The organism is Exiguobacterium sp. s168 (assembly GCF_018619035.1).
GTDB classification, from domain to species: Bacteria; Bacillota; Bacilli; order Exiguobacteriales; family Exiguobacteriaceae; genus Exiguobacterium_A; species Exiguobacterium_A acetylicum.
On sequence record NZ_JACSNE010000011.1, the window covers coordinates 47,964 to 69,684 of the forward strand.

Below are 21,721 nucleotides of genomic sequence, written 5' to 3' on the forward strand. Positions count from 1 at the left end.
AAAAATGACAGGATGGACCGCGGTCCATCCTGTCATTTTGTTCATACTTGTGTCGACTGGGCGCGAATCGGTACTTTGAATCCGGTCGCGATGAATCGTTCCATTTCCGGTTCCGATTTAGCGTTCAAACCGACTGTTCCGTCTCCTTTTAGTGCTACGTTCGTCAGCTTGACGTGAGTGATGTCTGGACCGATCGTAATCCCATGTTTGGCGGAATCTTCAATGCGGATATCACGAAGGCGCACGTCTTCAGCCCCGTTTTCTCCACCAAAGATTTGGATGTCTGATTTCGCTTGACGGAATCCGCTCATCTTCAACTGACTGATCGTGACGTTCCGTGCCTTATATTGAATCCCAATCATCGGTTGTTCTTGATAGTCATAATACGGATCACCGAGCACCGTGAAATCATGAATGACGACATTACGATAAGCAGAAACGACGAGTGCGCGCGGTTTTGAATTCGCATATAGCTCCGTATATTGAGGTGTCTGAGCGATCAAACGCGTTGCGATGATATTATAAGCCGTCTGAGACGTCGGATCAGTTGCTTGATGATGTCCGATGTGTCGGAAGTTAAAGGCGCGATGATCATCAATCGATAGGTGTCCGACGATTTTGACGGTCGAGGCAGCAGAAGAGGTCGCATGTGCCTTAATCTCAAGTCCACCGAAACAACGACTTGTTGCGTTGTTGAACAACCAGACGTCGCGTGATCCATCATCGATCTCGATTCCATTTGAATTGGAGAAGCCTTCTGCATGGGCACGTCCACTTGGATCATGCATGAAACAGTTCGAGATGAAGAGGTGATCACTATGATGCGTCGTAATCCCGTCATCTCCGAATCCAGAACCGGTCAATCCATCGAACCAGATGAATGAACTACTTAAATTTGCTCGAGCTCCGTCTCCATTGTAATTGTAATACGGTGTCGAGATATCAAAACAGTGAAGTCCCGGGTTGACGGCCTCGACATCAAAGACCCAGCCATAGGTGACATGCGCATACGTAAGACAACTGGAGTGATTGCCCCATGTGCTACTTTTTTTCGCGTCACCGATGCGCTTAATGTTCCAGTCAAGTGTCATTTTCTCGACGAGTAGGTGATGATTGCCGAGAAGATAATTTTGGTTCGTCACGAGACGACGACCTTTTGGTGCGTCATCGTGCATCTTTAAAATCGTTTTCCCTTTGCCTGCTCCCGTCAAAATCGTATAACTAGGCAAACGAATTCCCCGAACGACGTACGTACCGGCTGGGACATGGACTTGTCGATGTCCATCACCGAGTGCGTCGATGAATGCTTGTGTATCATCCGTTTGTCCATCACCGACTGCTCCAAAGTCAGTGACATCGACGGTTTCGACATCGCTGATCAAATGTTCGAACTCATGATTGAGCCGGCCGAACCAACTTGGTCGAATCTCATCGCGTGGCGTTACAAAAGCCGGTGTCAGCGGTAGAATATGTTTATCACGATTCGTCAAAAATAATGGTGAGATCATCGAACGAAGTGTCCGACTAAGATTAGGATCACGTCGTGGTGCGATGAATGGACTATCATGTAGCAGTTGTTCCGCTTGTCGAACTGCTTGTTCGTTGGTTGACGTTTCAACATATTCCTGAATCAACGCCGCATTTTGATACGGATCATGCGTGTGATCGAGTTTTAACATGAAATGGTTCCCCTCTCTGAATAGGTCTGTCTACCTTTTCCCCTCTCCTTACACAATCATTCCTCGTTTCGATACATCCATAAAAATACATGTAAAATTCTTAAATGGATTATAATGGATGTTAAAAGGGGGTCTTCTGATGTCACTTCGCAAACGACTCATAACGGGTATCGGACTGATTTTGCTAATCTTAGGGATTGGTAAGCCACTGACAGAAGCGGCTGTTCAAGCACTGAAGCCAAAAGCGGTTCAGACGTCTGTGGTCGAAACGAATGGATCGTGTAAACCGAACTGCAATAGAAACGGCAAGCTGTTAAATATTCCGTTTCTTTCGTGGTTGCCTAAAAAGCAAATGAAGAACGATGAAGATCTACGTGTTTGGGACACGAATGAAAAGCCAAAGAAACAGAAAGACCTCAAACCGAAAAAGAAAAAGAATAAGCTCATCGTTGTAGGGGTTGAAAATGCTAAGCGAGGTACGAACGAAAAAGGGGGATCGTCCTCATCGATGTTACTGATGAGCCTGCTTGTTTTACCTCTAGTCATAATAGGTTATATCGTTTGGCGAAAACGTCGAAAGACCAAGAAGCAGGACGAGGAATCGATAAGAGCCGACATCCCGTTACAGCCCTTATCCAACGACTTTGTTTTAACTGAGAATCCGGTCGAGCTACCAGATGCCTGGATTCGCAAACAACTCATTCAGTTCAATCACATACTCCCGGCCCGCTCACGACGACATGATACAGAAACACTTCAGGAATGGTGCCTGCGGATCGGATTCAAACCGTCACATATCCTAATAAAAGCCTACCTCTTAGAACGCTACACAGAACGAACTGCTACGATATCGGAGATGGACAAGCAAACGATTCAGGGAGAATTTGGTGCCTTCGTCCATCAATTTGATTGAAACCTTTTGAAAGGAAGGACGTAAATGGAACAGGAAAGGGGAGATGATGATGTACCTAGCAGATGCCGTGAAACTAAAGAGTATTTTGAGGAAGCAACTCGATCAGCTAATCGAAGAAATGGATCGCGTCGCGTTCATTGATTTAGAAAAGGGAGAAGCACTCCCCGCGCAACAAGGACGGACCTTAATCGACGTCGAAGCCGCGATGGACATCGTGCGTCACGATATGCGAGTCTTGGATCGTCTCGTTTATGCAGCGAATCTAAACACTGTGATCGTGACAGATGAAGGAGAAATGCCGCTCGTCGAAGCAATCGAATGGGCTACCCAATTACGAGCGAAAGCACAAAATTACCAGATGCTTGCAAGTCGACCGAAACGCGAGTTCCAATATGGATTCGAAGGGACGACGGTCATTCGCCATGCCTTATTCGATCCCGATACTTATCGCCTAAAGGCGGAGGAAGTGGAGCGACAAGCGCACAAAGTATCAAATGCGATTAATGCCGCGAACTACCAGACGACGATCGATTTTGATGGTGGACGTTACATGTAGCTCCTTGGCGTGGTGAGACTCCACGTCAAGGGGAGGGGACGGACCTTAATTTTCCTCTGTGGAGAAGAAATGGCGACGGCAAACCGATGACCACGAACCATTGACAGATTGACCTGTTACCTTTGACCACCTATGGAACCCTGATGCTTTTTCCGTCCCCGATCCCTGCCGTTTCTTTGAGAAACGGCAGGGATTTTTAGTGTGTCGATGGAAACAACAGGGTATAGAGAAGCACAAGCGAAAGGAGAGAGATCATGGAACACACTTTTTCAGCCTTCGTCGTCCGCGAAGTGGACGGATCGTATGAGGGGAAAATCGAGATGAAACACATCGATGAGTTACCGGAAGGAGACGTCCTGATTCGTGTCACGCACTCATGCGTCAATTATAAGGATGCTTTATCGATGACGGGTAATCGAGGGGTGACGAAATCCTATCCGCATACACCAGGCGTTGATGCAGCAGGATACATCGAACAGACAACAGATGAGCGTTTTCAAACGGGTCAAGCAGTCGTCGTCAATGGCTTTGATTTTGGAATGAACACCTCGGGAGGTTTTCAAGAATACATACGTGTGCCGGCCGATTGGGTAACGCCACTCCCGGAAACAATCCGTCCGTTAGAAGCGATGCAATACGGAACGGCAGGATTGACGGCGGCGCAATCGGTTGATGAATTGTCACGAATCGTCTCGAAGGATGCAGGACCGATTCTTGTAACAGGTGCGACGGGCGGTGTTGGTACGATTACGATCGCCTTACTCATTCGCTTAGGCTATACAGTACACGCCGTGACCGGTAAACGCGCAGAACAAGAACGGCTGCTAAAAAAGGGGGTGGCTGAGGTGTTAGACCGCACTACGTTCTTAGACGAAACGGTCCGTCCATTAAAAAAAGGAACATATGCTGGTGTCATAGATACGGTAGGAGGACCATTGCTCGCGTCCGTCATTCGCTTCGTACAATATAGTGGTGTCGTCACGACGTGTGGGAACGTCGGTGGGGCAGAAATGACGTTGACAGTCTATCCGTTCATCCTACGTGGCGTCCGCTTGATTGGAATCGATGCGGTACAAACACCAATCGCCTATCGCGAAGAGCTATGGCAACGTTTAGCGAGTGACTGGCAGGTCGATCTTGCGTCAGAAGTCGATGTCAAAACACTAAACGATTTACCTGAAATCGCAGAAGCCTTGCTGACTTCACGTCATCGTGGTCGAACTGTCATCGAAATTTAAATCTTTCGAGTAAACATTGGTGGTATAGTGGGGAAAAACTGTGTCGACTTTTTCAGGAGGAACCATACATGAGTGAACACCAACAAGAACAAGAACGACAGTCTCGACAAGAAAGACGGAAACAAAAACGAAATCGTCGAGGGATTGCCTTTGGTGGTATTCTCGCGACATTATTCATCGTCGGTGGTTGGTTGTATATGTTGACGAATAACGATGCTTCTCAAGCAACATCAACACTCGAGAAGCCGAAAACGACGGATCAAGCAACGAAAAACGATGAGTCGAAAAAAGAAACAGCAACAACGGATGATAAAAAAGAAGCGAAAAAAGAAAAGAAGAAATCAAAGAAAAAAGCAGCAGAGTATGCGCAAGCGGCTTGGGTAACGCGTCCGTTTGCGAACGTCTACGGCGATGCGAGTCGTAGTAGTGTCATCTACAAAGCAGATTTAGGTGATGTCTATGAGGTACTGGATGCGAAGGACGGCATGGTCCACTTGAAACTCAACGATAGTATCGAAGGGTATTTGCCTGAGACCGATGTCCGATTAGAAGCACCAAAAGGAACATCAGATAAAGCAGTCCTTACGGCACTCTCACAAGCAGTTGCCAACCAACCGATTGATAAGCCGGAGCAGTATCTCGGAAAACCAATTGCTGACTTCGAAGCAAAATATGGTGTTGTTGGTAATACGCAACAGGACGCGGTCAATACCTATTACTTCTCGAACGCCGGATACCTGCTCGTCGTTTCGGATGGAATCATTGAAGCGATCGACTGGACGAATGCTTCGACTGGTGGATTATCGACACTGGGTGAACCCGTCGTCGATACGAGCTACGGTACGTGGTACGAAGGAGAATCCTTACAACTAAAAGTGTTCCCGGATAACGGAAAGATGCGTTTACGTCTTGCGCGTGATCCTGGACAAGAATGAATGAACGGCGGATTCGCTTGAAGCGAATCCGTCCTTTTTTGCGCAAAAAACCTCCCGAGTCCGACACTCGGGAGGAAATATGAAAATCCTTTGGGAGGAGATTTTCTTAGTAGACGCCTACTGCATCAAATGATTTTGCTGCAGCTGTTGCTTCTGCACTTGTTGAACCATAAAGGTCTTTCGCCGATTGAACGACTGCTGCACGGAGTGAGCTGAAGTTCGAGTTCGGAGTCAAGTACACGTTGAGAGCACGGTAGTAGATCGCACCGAGTTTCGGTACGCCGATTCCTGTGACAGATACGTTGTAGAACGTTCCACCGTTACCGAGGAGGTAAGCCGCTTTGTTGATGATACCAGAGTTGATGTGGACACCACCGTTATCTTGTGTACCTGTGTAACGTTTAGAGTAGTGATCTGGATCGCCGTAAGCAGCTGGGTTAGACATCGAACGGAGGGCGTCACCGCTGACTCCAGGTGTGTAGATGTCTTCTCCTACGAGCCAGTCGAAGTTCGATCCAACTGTATATTCAGCTACTGTACCCATGATATCTGAAACGGCTTCGTTGATCGCACCAGATTCGTTTTGATACACGAGACCAGCTGTGTATTCTGTGACAGCGTGCGTCAATTCGTGAGCGACGACGTCAAGTGCGCCTGAGAGTGCGACGAATGTCGTGCCATCTCCGTCACCATAGACCATCTTCGTGCCATCCCAGAATGCGTTGTTGTAGTTCGTTGAATAGTGGACCGTTGAGTTCAAGCGTGCACCAGCGTTGTCGTAACTGTTACGACCATATGTGTTTTTATAGAAGTCATATGTTTTTGCAGCGTTGACGTGTGCACTGACAGCAGCGCGGTCATATGTTGCGTTGAAGACGTTATCTGCATCTGCCCAGAGTGTTCCCGGAAGTGATGTCCGGTTTTTCGCGTCGTATGTGTAGACACCTTTTCCGCGCGTCGTATCTTGAAGATAGTATTTCCCAGCACTCAACGTCGTGTTGAATGTTGCGCTTGTGCCAAGTACTGTCGTACCTGTTGCGTGAGCGAGTTGGTCGAACTTGTTAAGTACTTTACCTGAGTTCGCATCGATGAAGTATGTCCAACGTGATGGCTCTTTGCCAGCGAGGACAGTCGATGTGACTTTGTATGCATAGACAGCATCATCTTTTACTGGATAGATGACGAGTTCTGCTTTTGGAGCGACTTCGAATTTAGAAGCCTTGATTGCTTTTTGATAAAGTTTGATCGCTTTCTTTTCAGAGAGCGTTGCTTTTTTCGCGAGACCTGGTTTTCCTTTGACGTTGATCGCATCGTTTACGACTGCTTTCAAAGTACCGTCTTTCGCGACGTTCCCGACGACGACACTACCAAAGACAGGGACGCCATCCACTTCTTGTTGGAGACGTACGATCTGTGAAGATCCGTCTTTTTCGACGTTCTGAACAGCAAAGTCACCTTTTTTGTTCACGAAATCTTTAACGATCGTTGCAGCTGGTTCTGACGAAGCTTTCGTGAGTTTACCAGCTTGAAGACCTTCTGCACCTACGACCGTAGGAACAACAAGTACACTTGCGACAAGCGATGTAGCGAGAAACTTTTTCAAAATAAATCGCCTCCTTGTTTGGGTTGAGTCTAACTATGCCAAAGAATTAGAGAAGCGAGAATAAGTCATTCGAATTAAATCGAATTTTCTGAATATAGTCCGTAGTACCTGTACTGAATTATTAAGTGTGAAAGATATTTCAACGCAAAAAAAGAACCATTCAAGAGAATGGTTCATCGAATCCTTTGGTAGAGATGATGGACATCGTCTCGTGTCTCATCAATCTTAAAGTCATGAGGATCAAGTTCAATCCCTTGTTTTGAGGCAAAGCGTTGAATCTTTTCGAATGACTTCCAAATTTCGATATCGGGTCCTTCATGTTTCCAAAAGACATAACGCGCAGCAGGGATCCGGTGACCTTTCATTCCTTTTGGAATACCGTCGAGTGATGCAACAGGATACCCGACACATTGCGAGTATTTGGTTCCGTTTCGTTCGAGTGAGATATCGAGCGGATAGCTATCTGGTTTCGCAGGAATCTCATGCGAACGTCTTGAAAATTCACGCCAGAGTTCCGGCATCAACGTATGCAGTTCGTTTTCTTCACATGTCAGTCCAAGACCGACAAAATAAAATTCATGACGTTCCACGATTTTAGGATGCATGAGAAACTCCTTTCCGTACTTATGACACGTCTTCGATCGGCGAACGTTTCAAGTCTAGAAAAAGACGCGTAAAGGTGGCGTCCCACTGTGTACCCATGCCCTCTTCCAAGATGGATAAAGCTTTTTCCACTGGCATTCCTTTTCGATAAGGACGATCGGATGTCATCGCATCATAGGCATCGGCAATCGCCATGATTCGACCAAAGAGTGGGATGTCCTCTCCTATAAGACCTTCCGGATACCCCTTTCCGTCGTAGCGTTCGTGATGGTACTTTACCCCAGGAAGAATCGGTTGTAACGTCTTTGGAAGCTGAACTTGCGATAGAATGTGCACGCCGATCACTGGATGTTGCTGAATGGCATGAAATTCTTCATCGGTGAGGCGTCCTTCTTTCAATAACACATCGTCTCGAATCCCAATTTTCCCGATGTCATGCAACAGCGCTGATTTACGTAATAGTTCGATTTGTTCGTTCGATAGATTGGCAGCGGTCGCGATTTCGACTGAATAGGCAGCGACACGAACGGAATGACCGGCTGTGTAAGGATCGCGGGCATCTAATGTCGCGGCAAACAAGGTGAACAAACTATCTAGTAACTGTTCGTTTTCCGCATCACGCTTTTTGATACCTTCCATCATCAAGTTAAAACCAGAAACGAGGTGGGAGAACTCGTCCGAATAGGGATTCGGTAACGAGACGAGTCGATTGCTTTCGACATCTTGAATCCCTTGTTGCAGGGTGACGATCGGTTTGCGAATATTTTCATACAGAAGAAGACTACAAAACGTCGCAACGGATAAGATGACGATTAAAATGAGTGTCGCCCAACTCCAGTAAGAGCGAAGGCTCTCATTTTCCGTTAACTGGACAGCTGAGGCGAGAACGAACAGCATGACGGGAAAAACACCGATGATCAGTGTACTGATGAGCATTTTTTGCTTTAGTGTGACGACCGTCGTTTTTTTAGGGAAATCAAATCCGTGTTTAAACGCATAGTTTTCTAAAGTGAGTAGCATACGTTCGGTAACACGATAGGTAAGAAAAAACTCAATCAGCGCATGCAGAATGGCGACGAGGACCGCACCAAAACAAGCAAGACCAATTAAATAGTACGGCATCTGTAACCACCCTTGAGAGATCGCCAGGGCTGTCAGAAGTGAAGCGGGAACGGAAAGACCTAAAAAGTGTGGTCCCATGATGCGCTGGACAGTCAGTACCGGAAAACGATGCGTCGTTTGATAGGCTTCTTGAAACGAGACGAGAGAAGGAATATCGTTTTCGAAAAAGCGACGTAAGGAAGCGACATGTCGGGAGTAGAGCGTGTATTCCAGTGAAAACATCAGGCTGACGGACGCAGCCATGATACCGATTAAAATCAATTGTTCTATTCCAGTGAAGGTAAGCGTCTCGAAAATAAATAGGCAACCGACGCCAAAGACAGCGACGAATGAACCAATCAGGTAGTTTCTAAGTAAATGACGTTCAAAATGTCGTAAAGCGCTCATTGGATCCTCCTTATGGTAATCAGAGTGCCTTCAGCGTACCGTTTTCTAAAATGAGAGAAGCGTATTTTTTTGAAAAAGAGGTGAAAGAATCTTTTGAAAATCTTTTGAAAATAATCCCCAAAAATAGGTATGGTTACAAAGCACTAATTGTTTTAAAAGCAATTGATTAACGAAATAAAATAATCTATGATTTGAATATTCAGAAAAGTATAGTAATCAGATGCTTTTCACTACTACATAGGGGGTCAATTCACGTGGGAAAAAAGAAACAGCTTAGTCTAGCCGTTCTATCTGGAATTACGGCAGCTGCGTTTGCTGTTGGTCCGGTCTTACCTGGTGGGCAGGTAACGTCCGTACAAGCAGCAGAAAAAGTAGCACCTGGTGCACCGATGGATTTGAACACGGTCGATCAGGATCGATTAGCAAAAGTGCTTGAAAAACGTGGGGTCATCTCAAAAGCAGCTTCAGCAGAAGCAAAACAAAAAGCCGTTCAAAAGTACCTGGACAAAAAGGCGAACGGAAAACCGGCCGTCGATCATGACCACGATCATGAATCAAGTAAAGAAGCCGCGTTTGATAAGAAAACAAAAGACTTCTTAACAAAACAAAAGGAACAACTTGCTAAACAATTGAAGAAAAAACACGACAACTACAAAAAAGGTAATCCGAATGGCTTCGTCAAAGTTGATAAAGCAAAACAGGCAGCCTATAACGGTGCGACACGGACGGATAAAGTCCTCGTCCTTCTCGTCGAATACAGCGACTTCAAGCACAACAATGTCGTTCAAGAGCCTGGATATATGTATTCGGATGACTTCAACCAAAAACATTATCAAGATTTAATGTTTGGTGATCAAGAGTTCGAACTCTTCAACGGAGACAAAGTAAAAACGTTCAAACAGTTCTATGAAGAACAATCAGGTGGTAGTTATTCGGTAGATGGTACGGTGTCCAATTGGTTGACTGTTCCAGGAACAGCTAAAGATTATGGTGCTGACAGTCCTGTGAGTGGGAATGATAACCTTCCTGGCGCAAAAGGACCACGTGGTCTCGTCAAGGATTCCCTGAATGCTGCTGTTAAAGCCGGCATTAACTTAGCAGATTACGATAAGTTCGACCAGTACGATATGGACGGCGATGGCAACTTGAATGAGCCAGACGGTCTCGTCGATCACTTGATGATCATTCATGCGGGTACAGGACAAGAAGCAGGTGGCGGTAAGCTCGGTGACGACGCGATCTGGTCACACCGCTGGACACTTGGTAGCGTATATCCTGTAGCGGATACGACGGCAAGCGTCAACTACTGGGGCGGAAAAATGGCTGCTTATGATTACACAGTTCAACCAGAAGATGGCGCGGTCGGTGTCTTCGCGCACGAATTTGGTCATGATCTAGGACTTCCTGATGAGTACGATACACAGTATACAGGTCAAGGTGAACCGGTCGCTTCATGGTCGATCATGAGTGGTGGTAGCTGGAATGGTAACATCGCCGGAACAGAGCCGACAAGTTTCTCGCCACAAAACAAAGAGTTCTTCCAAAATGTGATGGGTGGAAACTGGGCGAACATCCAACAGATTGATTTTGATTCACTCACTAAGGCAGGAACGGCATCGTACCTCGACCAAAGTGTTACGAAATCAAAAAATCCAGGAATCATTAAAGTCAACTTACCGAAAAAACCGGTAAAAGGCATCACACCGGCTTACGGTAAAAAGTATTACTACAGTACGAAAGGTGACGATCTTCATACGTCGATGACATCACCAGAGTTTGATTTGACGAATGCAAAAGAAGCGAAGTTCGACTTCAAAGCTTACTATGATGTTGAATTTGATTACGATTACTTGACAGTCACAGCTACTGCTGACGGTCAATCGAAAGTCATCGATAAAATTGGTGATCAAGATACAGATGGCGATCAGCGTGCCGAATCAACAAAAGGAGCATGGGTCGATAAATCATATGACCTGAGCGAATTTGCGGGTAAAAAAGTCACGTTGAAATTTGAATACGTGACAGATGGTGGACTTGCACTAGACGGATTTGCACTTGATAACGCGAAGTTGACAGTTGACGGTAAAGTCGTCTTTGAAGATGATGCAGAGGGTACTCCTAAGTTCACTCTAGATGGTTTCGTTGCTTCAGACGGTTTCTCTTATGCAGATAACGCGTACTACCTCGAATGGCGTAACTATGCAGGCTCGGATAAAGCACTCGAGCATGCACGAGGCGTTAAGTACAACACAGGTCTTGTCGTCTGGTATGGCGATTCAAGCTTCAACGATAACTGGGTTGGCGTACACCCAGGTGAAGGATTCCTCGGAGTCGTCGACTCACATCCTGAAGCAATCGTTGGAACACTCAACGGTAAGCCGGTCACGACAGGAAGCACACGTTACCAGATCGCAGATGCTGCTTTCAGTTATGATAAAGCACCTGCATGGCTCATCGATTCGCCATCACGTGGACTCTATGACTATAAAGGTCTCCCTGGTGTGACGAAGTTTGATGATTCGAAATCGTACATCAACCAGTTGATTCCGGACGCAGGGAAATTGCTTCCGAACAACGGGCTGAAGATTCAAGTCATCGGTGAAGCGAAAGATAACTCTGCTGGAGCAGTCTGGATCCACCGTTAAAAACAGAAGAACAGGTTCAGTTTCGGCTGAACCTGTTTTTTATTTTGATTATGTATAAGAAGTGGAATCAATTGGAAAAAACATTGGTCTGACAACTTGACTTTTAAAGCGCATCCATTCTATACTTACGTTAGCTTAATATTGTTATTGTCATTACGGATTCACATCGTGTCACGAACAATCTTTTCGTTGCTCCATGTATTTCGGGACAATAATGAATTCTTTTCATATGCCCAGCATATGTATTAAGTAATTTATTTTTGGAGGTTGTTCCCATGAACACAGGTAAAGTAAAATGGTTTAACGCAGAAAAAGGTTTCGGTTTCATCGAAGTTGAAGGCGGAGAAGACGTATTCGTACATTTCTCAGCAATCACTGGTGAAGGCTTCAAAACTCTTGACGAAGGTCAAGAAGTTGAGTTCGAAATCACTGAAGGCGCACGTGGAGCACAAGCTGCTAACGTCGTAAAACTTTAATTTCAACTATTCAATCGTCCCTTTTCGGAGGGACGGTTTTTTATTAAACTAATATCTTGAATTCAAGATAAATATGAGATATACTCCAATTACCAAATCATTGACAAGGAGTGAGGAAAATGGAATTACTCGGAATTCATCATGTATCGATCTTAACAGGCATGGCGGAACGCAATTATCAATTCTACACACAAATACTTGGCATGCGTCTGATCAAAAAGACTGTCAATCAAGATGACACGACATCGTATCATTTGTTTTATGGAGATGCGGAAGGGAATCCAGGAACAGACTTGACGTTTTTTGATATTCCGCATCTTGGAACGGGCGTACCGGGGGCATCGAGTATCTCTTCGACATCGCTTCGTGTCAGAACAACGGCTGCACTTCATTTTTGGAAACAACGTTTTGAAGCGAAAAATGTGGATCACGATGAAATCGTCGAACGAGCAGGGCGTCGAACACTCGCCTTTCGCGATCAGGAAGGAACACGTTTGATTCTTGTTGCGGAAGATGGTGAGGTAGGTGTCGCAGGTGGTGTACCGTGGCCGCAAAAAGAGATTCTATCGGATTATGCCATCGTTGGACTGGGAGCCGTCACATTGACGGTCAACGATCCGACATTGACGATTCGTGTACTGACGGAAGTCATGGGATTCCGAAAAGTAGGTTCTTATCCATCTTTAGCAGGTGACTTTGCACCGATTGAAGTCTATGCAACGGGAGAAGGTGGTATCGGAGCAGAGGTTCATGTCGAGGCACGGCCAGATCTCGATCGAGAACGTCTTGGTCGTGGTGGCGTGCATCACGTCGCATTCCGAGTGCCGAACAGTGATGAATATGAAAAGTGGGTCGAACGCTTGAATGCCTATCACTTACCGAACTCCGGTAAAGTCGATCGTCACTATTTCCAAGCTCTTTACTTCCGGGAACCGAACCATATCTTATTCGAACTCTCGACGGATACACCGGGGTTCGCGACGGATGAGTCCGTTGAAACGTTAGGGGAGACGCTTGCGTTACCACCGTTTCTTGAACCAAAGCGAGCTGCCATCGAAGCGCGGTTACGTCCACTCGAAATCTGACAATCCTGTGACACAGGTCACAGAAGGATCGTCCATCCCGTATACTAAGAACAGGAATCAAGAAAAAGGAGTGACGGGATGTTAAGAACTACGCTTGGGCAATTCCGGATGATTGCGATACTAGAAGGAATCTCGTTTTTAGTCTTACTGTTGATTGCAATGCCGTTGAAGTATATGGCGGATATTCCGCAAGCTGTTTCGGTCGTGGGTGCACTTCACGGTGTCTTGTTCGTCATGTATGCACTCTGGCTCGCGGTCGTGAAATTCAAATACGATTGGTCGATCGTCAAAGCGGGGATTGCGTTCATCGCATCATTCATCCCGTTTGGTACATTCGTACTCGACTGGAAGCTAAAACAGGAAGCAACAAACGCGTAAATTGTGTATACTGAATAGAGCACGGCTGTGGATAACTGTTTTTGTCTATGCGAAGCAGGTTATCCACAGCTTTTTTCTGTGGATAATTTTTAGGAGGATATATCATGTCAACATTTGAAACATTACACATCAGCGACCTGTGGATAAAAAAATTACAAAAACAAGGCATCAAGGAGCCGACACCGATTCAAGAACAAGCGATTCCGTCATTACTCGACGGACGCGACTTGATTGGACAGGCGCAAACGGGAACAGGAAAGACGTTAGCGTTTCTCTTACCAATCCTTGAGCAAATCGATGTCGAATCACAAACGGTTCAAGCATTGATTGTTGCACCAACACGTGAACTTGCGCGTCAAATTGCCGATGAGACGCATAAACTGATTCGGAACACGGAACAGTATCGTGCACTTGCTGTATATGGCGGACAAGACGTCTTTAAACAGATTCAACGTCTCGGTCGGATGCCACAAATCATCATTGGGACACCAGGACGAATTCTTGACCACGTCGGTCGCGGTACACTTGATTTAAGTGAATTACGGACGCTTGTCTTGGATGAGGCGGACCAAATGCTGCAAATCGGTTTCTTGCCAGAAATTGAAGACATCATCGAAGCAGCACCGGTTGATCGTCAATTCGTCATGTTATCTGCAACGATGCCACCGAAAGTAGAGGAACTGGCGAAAACGTATTTGCGTAATCCAGTCGAAGTACAGGTGGAAGCGGAAAGCATTACTGTTGAAGCGATCGAACAGTTCGTCGTCGAGACGACGGATCGCCGCAAACAAGCGACACTGCGGACGATGCTTGACGAGATGCGTCCATACGCAGCAATCATTTTCTGCCGTACACAACGTCGCGTTAGTAAATTGAACGAAGAAATGCAGATGCAAGGGTATCCGACGGATGAATTGCACGGTGGACTAACGCAAGGGAAACGGGAAAAAGCGATGGCAAAGTTCTATCAAGGAAAAACACAATTCCTGATCGCAACAGATGTTGCTTCGCGTGGACTCGATGTGACAGGTGTGACACACGTCTTTAACTATGATTTACCGGACGATGCGGAAAGCTACGTTCACCGAATCGGTCGGACGGGACGTGCTGGGAACGACGGTATTGCCGTTTCCATCGTGACACCGAAAGATGGTCGGACGTTCCGTGATATGGAACGGGAATTGAACATCTCGGTCACGCCGATCGTCGTCGAATTGTCTGAAGAGGCGATTCGCGCACAGCACGATCAAAGTAAAGGATCACGGAAGACGACAGAAGGACGCGGAAACACGCGTCGTTCGAATAACCGTCGCCCGGGACGTGCACATCGTAAATAAATCGAAACAACATACAAGAGCCGGTCTACTTCTCTCATCAAAAGAGAAAATAGACCGGCTCTTGTATTATTTGGCATAGACCATTTGACCACCGAGATGACCAGTATAAGCAAGTAGTCCGCTACCGACGATGGCAACAACGAAACTGAGTAATAAAAACATTTTTTTGTTCGAGCGGTAACCCAACAACAGAAATAACAGTGAGACACCAAAGGCAACAAGACTGAACAACGCGAAATGCTCATGATTTTCGATGGCAGCATGGGTAACGCTGCTTAAGTTCGCTTCCGCATACTCCTCTGCCCCGTCTCCAGACAAATAGGCAGCAACTCCAGAAATCAGACCGACGACTAACGTAAAAAGGGCAAACAGTTTGAATTGTGTCCACTTCAGACTGATGAGTAATAGGATCGTCGCAAATAATAAAAGTGCAATCGGTGCATGGATAAGAAGTGGATGAAGCGGTACGTTCCCCGACATATCAAAAACCTCCTTGGATAAGTATGGTAAAGCATAATTTCACTTTACTCTGCTTATCTGACAGTTAACTGACATCGTTTTAAAGAGTGGGGAAATGAATGATGAACCGTGTGCCCTCACCTAATGTTGAATCAATGGAAATCGTTCCACCATGTTGCTCCGCAATGGATTGAGCGATTGATAACCCAAGACCAGTTCCTGTTCCGTGACGCGAATGGTCCCCCCGGTAAAAACGCTCGAATATTTTAGTTTGTTGATCGGAAGCGATACCGATTCCACGGTCCTGTATCATCAACTGGCGTTCTGTAGTAGTTTCTTCGAGGGAGACATCAATGACGTCATCACTGTAGACGAGAGCATTCTCAAGAAAGACCGTCAATAAGCGGTTCAATTGATGGGCATCCCCTTTCATGCGTAAGTTAGGCGCAATCGAAGCATGGATGACACGATCCGAGTAGGCATGCTGAAAACGTTCGACAGTCTTTTGGACGAGTGAACTAAGATCAACTTCCTGTTTCGGTGAAGGTTGTCCTTCTCGCGCAAGTAATAATAAATCAGAGACTAAATACTGCATGCCTGCCGTTTCTGCTTTGATGTCCTCTAGAATCGTACGTCCTTCATTCGAAAGTGATTCCGCTTCTAGCAATTCAATTCCGCTATAGACGATTGTCAGAGGTGTCCGTAGTTCATGTGAAGCATCGGACGTAAAACGACGTTGGCGATCGAATGCTTGTTGCACCGGAATGACGGCTCGACCAGCAAGAATGTATCCGACTAGCGTCAGGACAATCGTTGCGAGCACCGCGATCCCCGCCAGAACGGCAATCAATCGCTGTAAGGTGTCTTCGGTCGGAGAGATGTCCTTCATCAGTAGTAGTCGTCCTTCTTCGGTACTCCGTTGATACAGCAAGAAGTGTCGATCATCCCATTCCACTTGTTTCGTCGTATCATTCGAACTTAAAAAACGGCGCAGTGTTTTAGACTCGACGTCTGGCGGCAGACTTGCATAGCGTTCGTTTCCTGAACCGTCGAGTAACTGGAAGTAGATCGGATTTCGAATGAATTGGTCTTCCCCATGCTCGATCCGTTCGAAGATATCTCGATCAGATACGCCCTTCAATTGATTCAATTCCATCCGATTCAGCAATTGGGCGTTTGTGACATACACTCCGATCAGGATGAGGACTAGTACAAGAAAAAACGAACCACTGAATAACAAGGTTAGTCGTTTTCGAATCGATTCAAGCATGCGGAACACCTAAACGATAACCGAATCCGCGAACTGTCCGAATCAAATTAGGAGCTCCGACCGCATCTAATTTTTTCCGAACGAGTCGGACGAGTGCATCGAGCGCGTTATCCGTAATATCCGCTCCGATCCCCCATACGACTTCGATGATCAATTCACGACTCATCACCTGTTCAGGTCGTCTTAAGAGCAAAGAAAGGAATTCAAATTCACGTCGTGTTAAATCGATTGGATGTCGCTCGTAGGAAATCGTTTGTGAGGACAGATCGAGGACTAGTCCATTGAAAGAGACCGTTGACACGAATGCCTTTTGTTGACGACGACTGAGCGCGCGCAGTCGTGCCAGTAATTCATTCGATTGAAACGGTTTAACGAGATAGTCATCGGCTCCATTATCGAGACCATGAACGAGATCGATTTCCGTATCACGAGCAGTCAGCATCAAGATGCCGCCTTCGAACTGTTCTTGGCGTAAGGTAGCGGCGACTTCGATTCCGCTCTTACGAGGCATCATCCAATCGAGAACGAGTAAGTCATAGCGATACGTCTGACATTGTAGGAGTGCTTCCACTCCATCCTGCGCAACATCTACCTGATATCCTGCCCGCTCTAAATGGAGGCGTAACATCTTTGCAAGACGCTGATCATCTTCTGCTACCAAAACGCGCATGCACATCGCTCCTCTTTTCTCTCATTATCCCATAGTTGCCGTCAGTTAGTTGTCAGTTTTTTTCGATACAGTAAACGTAACAAGAAGGGAGAGGAAACAGATGAAACCCAAACCATTTGCGAAATGGCTCGTCGGGCTTAGTAGTTCCGTCTTCATCGGACTCGCCATTGGTCAGTTGAGTGTCAGTTCGAACGATTCCTCGACGACACCTGTTTCGACAGGCGATACGTATTCGAACGATACGACATTACCATCTCAAGGGAATCAATATAGCGATGATGAAGGCGAATACGAAGGGGATGATGGATATTACGAAGAAGACGATGATGATCAATGGCAAGGTGATGAATCGTCTGGCTTCAGTCAACCCGGTGGATCGAGTGACGGTCAGTCTAGCCATTCGAGGTAAGGAGGAGGAAGATGGAGCGACAATTGTATGCGATGCATAATCAGGTGCGGTTCGTGACGGATCAGCCGATTGATGAAGCAGAATGGGAGGAACTTGTCCGATTCTTTCATTATGTGGATCGGCAGTGGTCACGCTTTGATGAGCAAAGTGAAGTCAGTCGATTGAATCGCTTACGGATCGGCGACACGTTATCGGTGTCCTTACCGTTAGCCCGCTTACTGGCCCGCGCCACACGATACTTCGAGCAGACCGAACGTTATTTTTCCCCATTCCTGCTGGCGCAACAACAAGCCAATGGCTATCGCCAATCATTTCCATTCACACAAGCTGTCGCTTATGAAGAGGTTGCTCCACCAGAGATCGCCCCGTTCATCATTGAAGGATGTGACGTGACTCGAGTCGGAGGCGGTTTTATCGACCTAGGTGGAATCGGAAAAGGAGCTGCCGCGATGATTGCAGCGCAACGACTACGAAAAAGCTGGAATCGTGGATTGATTGAAGCGGGAGGCGACGTCATCGTCTGGTCCGATGAGGAACCATGGAATATCACGATCACGCATCCCGAGACCGAACAACGCGTCGCTGATGTGCAGTTGCGACAAGGCGCGGTCGCGACATCGAACCGCGTCTACCGATCGTGGAAGACGGACGGACAGACGCATCATCATTTATTAGATGGACGAACAGGACGTCCGACGAAAAGTCCGATTCTTCAAGTGACCGCATATGCGCCACAACTCTATGAAGCGGAAGTCATGACGAAACTTGCCTTTCAGATGACAGAGACAGAACGTCAAGAAAAGCTGTTTCGTTGGTTTCCAAAAGGACGATTATTGATTTTGGATACTGCTGGGGAATGGCGAAGTGAACAGAAAGGAGTGAGTGAGACATGGACTGGATGAAATGGTTGTTCTCAACATGGACGATGATCCGGTTGAGTGGATTAAGTGGGCACTTCTTCATGACGATTTCTGTTTTAGCGGGATTGCTCGGTTCCTACCCGGCACTCAAAAAACAAAAAGCACGACTGCATCACGTGCATTTATATAGTGGCTGGGCAGGTTTGCTCGCAATCGTCCTTCATGCGACGCTCATCATCGTCGATTCATACGCACCACTGACGATCTTTGAAGTCCTGATTCCGGGCCAAGCTTCTTATGAACCACTCTGGAATGCGCTAGGAACGATCAGTCTCTACTTATTCGGCTTCGTTCTCGTGACATCAGATTTCTTAAAGGAGACGTTAGGCAAGACGCTTTGGAAATTGACGCACTGGCTTGTCTTACCTGCTTGGCTATTAATGACGGCACACGGTCTTTTCATCGGTACGGATACCGGAACCCTGTTCACGACGATTTGGTACGCTATCTCATCACTGACGATGTTTACGCTCGTCCTTTATCGGATGCGGATTCGTCCTGTGCAACGGACTCGAACTTCAGCAAAAGAGCGCTCAGTCGTACGCTGAGCGCTCTTTTTATTGTCGGGCGAGCCAAGACGTCCATTCGTTAAAGGCAGCGTCCCGATTTTCGATATAGTTGTGATCACTATCGACGATCGCTTCCTCGAACGGACTGCCGGGTAGCAATAAGTCATGATGGAGTGCTTTGATCGATGTTTCGTCCCGTTCTGACGTCATAAGCAACATCGAGCGATCGGCTAGACGTTCTTTTAGCGTCAGTAAATTCCAAGTCGTATGATGGTGCTTCAACTCATCGAGTAACGCGTCAGCAACGGCACCATTCAGGAACGAAGCTCCTCGTTCGAGTACACCGTGTAGCGCAGCTTCGTATTCCGGATGTTCGAGGACGAGCTGACCGACGAGACCAAAATTAAACGGAGAGATTCCGACATAATGTGCAGCCTCCGGTGTCTCAGCAAAAGCATGTAGACCGGCGAATCCACCCATGCTATGACCAACGACGGTAACCTGATCTGCCTTGATGCCATGTTCGGCAGTGAAAGACTCTGAGCAGACATACTGTAGTGTCGCGGTCGCGTCTTCCAAAACATGTTGGAATCGGAAGGTTCCAGGACTCCCGATCGTTCCACGATACGACGTGACGAGTACATGGTACCCTGCACTTTGAAGTTGAACTGCCCAGTCCATGTTCAACTGTTTCCCGGGAAATCCGTGGAAGAGGACAACCAGTGGAGCATCCGCTGTATGTTCAGGTGAATAGAGACGGGCAATCAATTGTTCTGAACCACCGCTTGGAACATGGAGATAGGATAGTGTTGCCTTTTTCGTGATCGTTTCCAAAAAAACACGCTCCTTCATAATCATTTTCTAAGTCTTAGTGTGCGTGAAGATGCACGATCATGCAATGATTAAGTGTGTGAACTAAAAAGATGGGACACCCTTCTGGGCATCCCATCTTTTGTATGATGTAGCTTAGAATACTTTTGTCGTCCATGATTCACAGTTCCATAAGTCTGTCGCAACAGCTTCATAGAATTCTGGTTCGTGTGAGATCAACAGGACTGTTCCTTTATACTCTTGTAACGCACGTTTTAATTCTTCTTTAGCTTCGACGTCCAAGTGGTTCGTCGGCTCATCGAGTACGAGGATGTTCGATTCCGTATTCATCAATTTACAAAGACGGACTTTCGCTTTTTCCCCACCGCTGAGCACTTCGATTTTCGATTCGATGTGTTTCGTCATCAAACCACACTTCGCGAGCATGGCACGGACTTGTTGTTGTGTCAGAGACGGGAACGTATTCCAAATCTCTTCGATACACGTATTCGAGTTCTTCTCTTTAACTTCTTGTTCGAAGTACCCGATATGCAAGTTCTCGCCTCGCTCAACGACACCCGAGACAGCTGGAATTTCACCGAGCAAACTCTTGAGCAACGTCGATTTCCCGATTCCGTTCGCACCGTGCAACGCAATCTTCTGCCCACGTTCGATCGTCAGATCAAGAGGGCGCGAAAGTGGCTCATCGTATCCGATGACGAGACCTTTTGCTTCGAACATCAATTTACTTGGTGTCCGTGCTTGGAGGAAGTGGAACTCTGGTTTTGGACGCTCTTGCGCAAGTTCGATGACATCCATCTTATCGAGCTTCTTCTGACGTGACATCGCCATGTTCCGTGTCGAGACACGTGCCTTGTTCCGGGCAACGAAGTCCTTCAACTCGGAGATTTCCTGCTGTTGACGCTTGAACGCAGACTCGAGTTGCTTTTTCTTCGCTTCATGGATCGTGACGAAGTTGTCGTAATCGCCGACATAACGATTCAATTCTTGATTTTCCATATGATAAATCAAGTTGATGACGCTGTTGAGGAATGGAATATCGTGCGAAATCAAGATGAACGCATTCTCATATTCATTCAAGTAGCGTTTCAACCATTCGATATGCTGGACATCGAGATAGTTGGTCGGCTCATCAAGTAAGAGAATGTCTGGTTTTTCAAGAAGGAGTTTGGCAAGCAGGATTTTCGTCCGCTGTCCACCACTGAGCTCTTGTACATCCCGGTCGAGTCCGATCTCATCAAGACCAAGACCGCGCGCGATTTCTTCGACTTTTGCATCGATCGTATAGAAGTCGTTATTCGTCAGAATGTCCTGCAAGACGCCGACTTCTTCGAGCATCTTTTCAAGTTCTTCTGGCTCGACTTCGCCCATTTTACCGTACAAATCATTGATTTCCTGTTCGATGTCGAACATGTACTGGAATGCACCTTTAAGTGCATCGCGGATTGTTAATCCTTTTTCAAGGACAGCGTGCTGATCCAAATAACCGACGCGTACATGCTTCGCCCATTCGACTTTTCCTTCATCTGGCTCAAGTTGCGACGTAATGATGTTCATGAACGTCGATTTTCCTTCACCGTTCGCACCGACGAGACCGATGTGCTCGCCTTTTAACAGGCGGAAGGAGACATTTTCGAAAATGGCGCGGTCACCGAATCCGTGACTTAAGTTAGATACCGTTAAAATACTCATAATT

General features: G+C 46.6%; 21 protein-coding genes. 12 read left to right on the forward strand and 9 right to left on the reverse strand.

All coding sequences use genetic code 11. The annotated features are described in order from the left end of the window. Positions 1–41: 41 nt before the first annotated feature. Positions 42–1,679, reverse strand: a complete 1,638-nt coding sequence (locus KNQ15_RS08485; protein ID WP_214728810.1) for a glycoside hydrolase family 55 protein — start codon at positions 1,677–1,679, stop codon at positions 42–44. A gap of 139 nt (positions 1,680–1,818) precedes the next feature. Between KNQ15_RS08485 and KNQ15_RS08490 the strand changes: the two genes are divergently transcribed. The 4 genes from KNQ15_RS08490 (at position 1,819) to KNQ15_RS08505 (ending at position 5,321) form a co-directional block, all read left to right on the forward strand. Beyond that, entirely contained in the window at positions 1,819–2,592 is a 774-nt protein-coding gene (locus KNQ15_RS08490; RefSeq protein ID WP_214728811.1) for a hypothetical protein, read from the forward strand. 49 nt (positions 2,593–2,641) lie between these two features. After that, positions 2,642–3,148, forward strand: a complete 507-nt coding sequence (locus KNQ15_RS08495) for a hypothetical protein (RefSeq protein WP_069940097.1) — start codon at positions 2,642–2,644, stop codon at positions 3,146–3,148. Positions 3,149–3,402: 254 nt separating this feature from the next. Next, a complete protein-coding gene (locus KNQ15_RS08500; RefSeq protein ID WP_214728812.1) occupies positions 3,403–4,386 on the forward strand; it encodes a YhdH/YhfP family quinone oxidoreductase in 984 nt (327 codons plus the stop codon). Positions 4,387–4,454: 68 nt separating this feature from the next. Beyond that, positions 4,455–5,321, forward strand: a complete 867-nt coding sequence (locus tag KNQ15_RS08505) for a hypothetical protein (protein ID WP_214728813.1) — start codon at positions 4,455–4,457, stop codon at positions 5,319–5,321. A gap of 106 nt (positions 5,322–5,427) precedes the next feature. Here KNQ15_RS08505 and KNQ15_RS08510 read toward each other — a convergent pair whose 3' ends face one another. The 3 genes from KNQ15_RS08510 to KNQ15_RS08520 form a co-directional block, all read right to left on the reverse strand. Further along, a complete protein-coding gene (locus KNQ15_RS08510) occupies positions 5,428–6,924 on the reverse strand; it encodes a M4 family metallopeptidase (protein WP_029342942.1) in 1,497 nt (498 codons plus the stop codon). A gap of 173 nt (positions 6,925–7,097) precedes the next feature. Then, the gene (locus tag KNQ15_RS08515; RefSeq protein ID WP_029342941.1) at positions 7,098–7,529 is read right to left on the reverse strand and encodes a GyrI-like domain-containing protein; all 432 of its coding nucleotides are present in this window, start codon (positions 7,527–7,529) and stop codon (positions 7,098–7,100) included. A 19-nt stretch (positions 7,530–7,548) separates the two neighbouring features. Continuing rightward, complete coding sequence (locus KNQ15_RS08520; protein ID WP_214728815.1) at positions 7,549–9,036, reverse strand: HD domain-containing phosphohydrolase; 1,488 nt, start codon at positions 9,034–9,036, stop codon at positions 7,549–7,551. 254 nt (positions 9,037–9,290) lie between these two features. On the opposite strand from KNQ15_RS08520, the gene KNQ15_RS08525 reads away from it, so the two are divergent. The 5 genes from KNQ15_RS08525 to KNQ15_RS08545 all read left to right on the forward strand — a co-directional run bounded on the left by KNQ15_RS08525 (position 9,291) and on the right by KNQ15_RS08545 (position 14,957). Then, positions 9,291–11,681 (forward strand): immune inhibitor A domain-containing protein, encoded by a 2,391-nt coding sequence (locus KNQ15_RS08525; RefSeq protein ID WP_214728817.1) that lies wholly within the window; start codon positions 9,291–9,293, stop codon positions 11,679–11,681. A gap of 275 nt (positions 11,682–11,956) precedes the next feature. Beyond that, positions 11,957–12,157, forward strand: coding sequence for a cold-shock protein (locus KNQ15_RS08530; RefSeq protein WP_023469752.1), 201 nt, complete (start codon positions 11,957–11,959; stop codon positions 12,155–12,157). Positions 12,158–12,276: 119 nt separating this feature from the next. Continuing rightward, positions 12,277–13,242 (forward strand): ring-cleaving dioxygenase, encoded by a 966-nt coding sequence (locus KNQ15_RS08535; RefSeq protein ID WP_214728819.1) that lies wholly within the window; start codon positions 12,277–12,279, stop codon positions 13,240–13,242. Between the two features lie 78 nt (positions 13,243–13,320). After that, positions 13,321–13,620 carry a DUF3817 domain-containing protein gene (locus tag KNQ15_RS08540; protein ID WP_023469750.1) on the forward strand — a complete coding sequence of 100 codons (300 nt, stop codon included), beginning with the start codon at positions 13,321–13,323 and terminating at the stop codon, positions 13,618–13,620. Positions 13,621–13,724: 104 nt separating this feature from the next. Further along, complete coding sequence (locus tag KNQ15_RS08545; RefSeq protein WP_023469749.1) at positions 13,725–14,957, forward strand: DEAD/DEAH box helicase; 1,233 nt, start codon at positions 13,725–13,727, stop codon at positions 14,955–14,957. 66 nt (positions 14,958–15,023) lie between these two features. Here KNQ15_RS08545 and KNQ15_RS08550 read toward each other — a convergent pair whose 3' ends face one another. The 3 genes from KNQ15_RS08550 to KNQ15_RS08560 form a co-directional block, all read right to left on the reverse strand. Further along, a complete protein-coding gene (locus KNQ15_RS08550) occupies positions 15,024–15,437 on the reverse strand; it encodes a DUF2231 domain-containing protein (RefSeq protein ID WP_214728821.1) in 414 nt (137 codons plus the stop codon). Positions 15,438–15,516: 79 nt separating this feature from the next. After that, the gene (locus KNQ15_RS08555) at positions 15,517–16,686 is read right to left on the reverse strand and encodes a sensor histidine kinase (protein ID WP_214728823.1); all 1,170 of its coding nucleotides are present in this window, start codon (positions 16,684–16,686) and stop codon (positions 15,517–15,519) included. Further along, on the reverse strand, positions 16,679–17,356 hold the full coding sequence (locus KNQ15_RS08560) for a response regulator transcription factor (RefSeq protein ID WP_214728825.1): 678 nt from the start codon (positions 17,354–17,356) through the stop codon (positions 16,679–16,681). Before KNQ15_RS08560 ends, KNQ15_RS08555 begins: the two co-directional genes overlap by 8 nt. Before the next feature lie 100 nt (positions 17,357–17,456). Here KNQ15_RS08560 and KNQ15_RS08565 point away from each other — a divergent pair, with 100 nt between their 5' ends. The 3 genes from KNQ15_RS08565 to KNQ15_RS08575 are packed head-to-tail and all read left to right on the forward strand — an operon-like array spanning position 17,457 to position 19,233. Continuing rightward, entirely contained in the window at positions 17,457–17,765 is a 309-nt protein-coding gene (locus KNQ15_RS08565) for a hypothetical protein (protein ID WP_058704368.1), read from the forward strand. Positions 17,766–17,776: 11 nt separating this feature from the next. Then, complete coding sequence (locus KNQ15_RS08570; RefSeq protein WP_214728827.1) at positions 17,777–18,667, forward strand: FAD:protein FMN transferase; 891 nt, start codon at positions 17,777–17,779, stop codon at positions 18,665–18,667. Further along, positions 18,655–19,233, forward strand: a complete 579-nt coding sequence (locus KNQ15_RS08575) for a ferric reductase-like transmembrane domain-containing protein (protein WP_214728829.1) — start codon at positions 18,655–18,657, stop codon at positions 19,231–19,233. Before KNQ15_RS08570 ends, KNQ15_RS08575 begins: the two co-directional genes overlap by 13 nt. A 9-nt stretch (positions 19,234–19,242) precedes the next feature. On the opposite strand, the gene KNQ15_RS08580 is transcribed toward KNQ15_RS08575, so the two are convergent. Together KNQ15_RS08580 and KNQ15_RS08585 are read right to left on the reverse strand one after the other, a co-directional pair. Further along, positions 19,243–20,028 (reverse strand): alpha/beta hydrolase family protein, encoded by a 786-nt coding sequence (locus tag KNQ15_RS08580; RefSeq protein ID WP_214728831.1) that lies wholly within the window; start codon positions 20,026–20,028, stop codon positions 19,243–19,245. A 132-nt stretch (positions 20,029–20,160) separates the two neighbouring features. Next, complete coding sequence (locus KNQ15_RS08585; RefSeq protein WP_023469741.1) at positions 20,161–21,717, reverse strand: ABC-F family ATP-binding cassette domain-containing protein; 1,557 nt, start codon at positions 21,715–21,717, stop codon at positions 20,161–20,163. Between the last annotated feature and the right edge of the window lie 4 nt (positions 21,718–21,721).